Below are 4,755 nucleotides of genomic sequence, written 5' to 3' on the forward strand. Positions count from 1 at the left end.
AAACATTTTGACAGCTTTTTCGGTCAATGTAAAAATATATTTATAGAACTTTCTCCCAACTGGTATCAGTAAGGAGGAAAAACTCCAAGGAGGAAAAAATGGAGATAGGAAATCAGATCAAAAAGTACCGCGGAAAGCTGAACTGGTCACAGGAGGCTCTCGCTGAAAAAGCTTACGTCAGCCGCCAGACCATTTCAAACTGGGAAAATGGCAATAGCTACCCGGACATACACAGTCTTCTACTGCTTGGAAATCTTTTCAATATTTCTCTTGACGAATTAGTTAAAGGAGATGTTGAATCTATGAAAAATGAAATCGAAAAAAAGGACTTGAAGAAATTTAATGTAATGGCATGCCTGCTTACAGTCGAGTATCTAGCAGTCGTTGTATCTATTATACCGCTTATAAAATATCTTGGCTGGCTGGGTGGAGTGATATGGGGCATACTGTTCGCCGCATCTATGTTCACTGCCATAAAGGTCGAAAAAATGAAGAAGGCTAACAACCTCCAGACCTACAAGGAGATAAAGGCTTTCATGGAGGGCAAGCCACTTGACGAAATATCTGCAGAACGTATCAAGAGCATAAGCAGTCCACCTGTAAAAGTTATATGCGGTGCGGTATTCGGCTTTATCGCAGTTGCAGTATGTGCATACATGTTTTTCAAATAATATACCTATGGGCATCAAAAAGTGCAGCAATTTTCACTGCTGCACTTATTTCATAATATAAAGGTCTTACTGCATCTTGTAAGAGTCGATCATCTTTTTTACCATACTTCCTCCGATTGAACCAGCCTCACGGGAAGTAAGATCACCGTTGTAACCCTGCTTGAGGTTGATACCGAGCTCATTTGCAGACTCCATCTTGAATCTTTCAAGTGCTTCTCTGCCCTTTTCTGTCATTACGCCTTTATTATTGTTATTGCTCATTGCATTATCTCCTTAAAAAGAATTATTGATGCCGTGATAGTATTATGACCGCAATAATTCCTTTAAAACATGGAAATTAATGTTCGAAAATCAAAAATGGACTTAGTTTTTTACAGTCTATGTTTTAATTGCTTGTTAAAAATTTGAGCATTTTTACAAAAATGCCAGCCTCTGATCCAGTGACTGGCATTTTATTATCAGTAAATTATTTTACTCTAATATGAATCTGTCCGCCGTCTATTGTCTTGCCATGAGCCTTGCCTTACTGTACCTGAGCATCATCATTATCGCCGTTATTTACAGCAACAGTTGTTGTAGTAACCTTGGTATTAGTTGTTGTGATAGTTGTAGTCGTAGTTATCGTCTTTGTCATACCCTTATGAACAAGAGTTATAATGTCGTTGTAAAATGACTTAGGCTGGTAGTTGCTGAAAGGAAGTGGTGAACCACCGTTCTCACGATATCTCCAGCTCCTCTCGTCTGTTGTTCCCGAGAGAGTTACACAGGAGATATTCTTAGCGTGCCTCATAGCTACCTCAAAGATCTGAGGATAAAGCTTACCGTTAGTACCAGTGCTGTTCGTGATGTCGAGCTCTGTAATCTGAATGTCAAGTCCAAGTGACTCAAACTGCTTTACAGCTGTTTCAAACTCACTTGCCGAAGGATATTTTGAATCAAGGTGAGCCTGCATTCCAATACCGTCGATATAGTCGCCTTCTTTCATGATTGTCTTAGCCATATTTATAAGATCGTCCGTCTTTGCACTCATGTACTCGTTATAATCGGTAAGATAAAGCTTACAATCCTTAGGAGCATACTGTCTTGCATACTTGAATGCATTTACAACGAACTCTGAGTTTCCTTCGCCATACACTCTTGTCCAGTTGGAGTTAGTTTCAGGTCTCATTCCGCCGCCGTCGTTAACGAATAGCTCGTTACAAACGTCATAGGAGTGTACCTGAAGATTCGGGAACTGACTCTTAAGAGCGCTAAATGTATTCTTGATCATGCTCTCAAGGCGCTTGTTCATACGATCCTTAGAAACATATTCGTAATTGTCCTGAAAGAAGTAATTAGGTGTCTGGCTGTACCATACAAACGTATGGCCACGAACTCCGATGCCGTTCTGCTCTGCAAACTTAAGGATATTGTTTGCCTGACTTAGGCTTATATCTACTTCATCACCGTTAACGCTCTTAATGATAGAATCAGGTTTCATTTCGTTTTCACAGGTAATAGAGTTGTAATTTTTCTTGATAAACTGCTGAGCCTGTGAGTTAGCAATCTCATTTCCGCTTACAACAACACCTAGACGGAAGTATGGTCCCATGTGATCCTTGAAGCCATCGCCGCCTTTATCGTAGGTGTAGTTAAGGTTCTGGTGATCTGCTACATTTTTTACAACAACAGTTGTTGTAGTAACCTCAGTATTAGTTGTAGTCGTAGTAGCCTTAGTAGTTGTTGTAGTCGTAGTAGCTTTAGTAGTTGTTGTGGTCGTGGTAGCCTTAGTTGTAGTTGCTGTCTGAACTGTATTAATGCTTGATGAATAGCTCTCTGGAAGTGACTTGATAAGTCCTAAGAGGTACTTCTGGATAGTAGAAGCGTCATTTGTTGTAACACCACCACCTGCCTCATAAACGTCTGCATTGTACTTGCCTTGATCTGAGAGATGATACTTGTTTGGATTAGCAAGGGACTGCATTATAATTACAGCATCACCCATATCAATATCGCCGTCGAAGTTAGCATCGCCCCACTTTGAAACCTTTGAATTAAGAAGTTCCTTAAGATTGACAGCATCTACTGCTGTTGTAGTGGTATTGGTAGTAGTTGTTGTGGTAGTGGTGGTGGTAGTCGAAGTTATAGTTGTTGTAGTTGCAGTTACAGGATGATCTATCTTGTCAGCAAGAGCTATAATGTCATTGTAGAATGGCCTGGGCTGGTAGTTTATGAACGGAAGCCGTGAACCGTAGTCGGTCCTCCAGATAATCCCATCGGTTGTTCCCGAGAGGGTCACGCAGGAGATGTTCTTAGAGTGCTTCATAGCTACCTCAAAGATCTGAGGATAAAGCTGATCGTAAGTACCTGTGCTGTTCGTGATATCAAGCTCTGTAAGTTGAATGTCAAGTCCGAGTGACTCAAACTTCTCTATAGCTGTTTCAAACTCACTTGCCGAAGGATACCTTGAATCAAGGTGAGCCTGCATTCCGATACCGTCGATGTAGTCTCCCTCTTTCATGATGTTCTTGACCATATTTATAATATCGTCTGTCTTATCGCTCATATACTCATTATAATCGCTGAGATAAAGCATACAATTCCTGGGAGCATACCATCTTGCATACTTGAATGCGTTTACAACGAACTCTGAGTTGCCTTCGCCGTATACTCTTGTCCAATTGGAGTTGTTTGCAGGTCTCATTCCGCCGCCGTCGTTAACGAATAACTCGTTGCACACGTCATAAGAATGGAGCTGTAAGTCAGGATAATCGGACTTGATTTGAGCAAATGTATTTTTTATCATGCTCTCAAGGCGCTTGTTCATGCGCTCCTTTGAAACATATTCGTGATTGTCCTGAAAGAAGTAAGTAGGTGTCTGGCTGTACCATACGAAGGTATGTCCACGAACGCCGATGCCGTTCTCCTCTGCGAATTTAAGGATATTGTCTGCCGATTTAAGGCTTATATCGACTTCATCACCATCTACGCTCTTAATGATAGAATCAGGCTTCATTTCGTTCAGACAGGTTATAGAGTTAAAATTCTTCTTGATGAATTCCTGAGTCGCTGAGTTGTTAATTTCATTGCCCTGTACAGCAGCTCCAAGGCAGAAGTACGGTCCCATATAATCCTTGAATCCGTCGCCGCCCAACTCATAGGTGTAGTTAATGTTCCGGGGACGTGTTTCACCCACAACACAGTCTTCGCCCTTATAATCTGTGTCTTTTTCGCCGCCTGCATTACCGCCGCTGTTGTCATTGCCGTCAAAATCGAAGTCGCCGTTTATGCTATCCCAATTACCACCGACCATTTCGCTGAAGTTGAAATCGGGTTGGAACTGACTCCAGTCGAAGTTGCCCATGTCAGAGCTAGCGTTCTGCTGGTCACCACCAATCAGACTCCAGTCGAAGTCGTCCATATCAAAATCGACTTCCTGCTGACTGCCGCTGAACTCAAATTCCCCCTGCTGGCCACCACCAAATTGACTCCAGTCGAAGTTGCCTATATCAAGGCCTGACTCTTGCTGACCACCGTTGTATTTATGGTCATCAGGATCAGGACGCGGCCCTATGGCTAAAGAAATGCTCTTTACATTTGCGGAGCCATCTGATCTGTAGCCTTCAATGTTAAGTGATACTTCATAAAGAGTACCTGACATATCAAGACCCGCCTTTGACCATGCGTCAAAGTGCCCAGATACGTTGACAGTGCCAATCATGTAGTTTGTTGTATTATTTCTTGAACCGCTGGTCTGGCGAACGCTCCAGTACTGCGGGAAAGTAGCTGTACCGTCAAGCGAGGGCTGATTGTAACGCATTGTCTTGGCGATATCATAGGTATTGCCATTGAGTGTTACAGAACCCTTTCTCTCTGCTCCGTCTCCGGGTGGACGCCAGTCTCCCCAGCCTTCAACTATATAATACTCAACAAGGGGATTTCTTGTCCAGCCGTATACACACATATACGAATTTCCTCTTGGAGCGTACTCAACATGGTATGAAAGCTTGATATCTCCTATATCCTTGTAGTTTCTCTTCTTGCTGTCGAAGTTCTTGCCCATACGTGCAAGGAAGTTTTCAATGTTGCTCCATGAGCAGGTAAA

3 protein-coding genes are annotated in these 4,755 nt (G+C 42.4%); 1 reads left to right on the forward strand and 2 read right to left on the reverse strand.

The genetic code is table 11. The features are described from left to right. Nucleotides 1-98: 98 nt before the first annotated feature. Nucleotides 99-671, forward strand: a complete 573-nt coding sequence (locus J6U00_RS07680; RefSeq protein ID WP_296580733.1) for a helix-turn-helix transcriptional regulator — start codon at nt 99-101, stop codon at nt 669-671. 66 nt (nt 672-737) lie between these two features. Here J6U00_RS07680 and J6U00_RS07685 read toward each other — a convergent pair whose 3' ends face one another. Beyond that, complete coding sequence (locus J6U00_RS07685) at nt 738-932, reverse strand: alpha/beta-type small acid-soluble spore protein (RefSeq protein WP_296580735.1); 195 nt, start codon at nt 930-932, stop codon at nt 738-740. A 262-nt stretch (nt 933-1,194) separates the two neighbouring features. Then, on the reverse strand, nt 1,195-4,755 hold a 3,561-nt coding region (locus tag J6U00_RS07690), incomplete at its 5' end, for an endo-1,4-beta-xylanase (protein WP_296580738.1).

Origin of the sequence: Ruminococcus sp. (assembly GCF_017650195.1) — a bacterium.
Lineage (GTDB): Bacteria > Bacillota > Clostridia > Oscillospirales > Ruminococcaceae > Ruminococcus.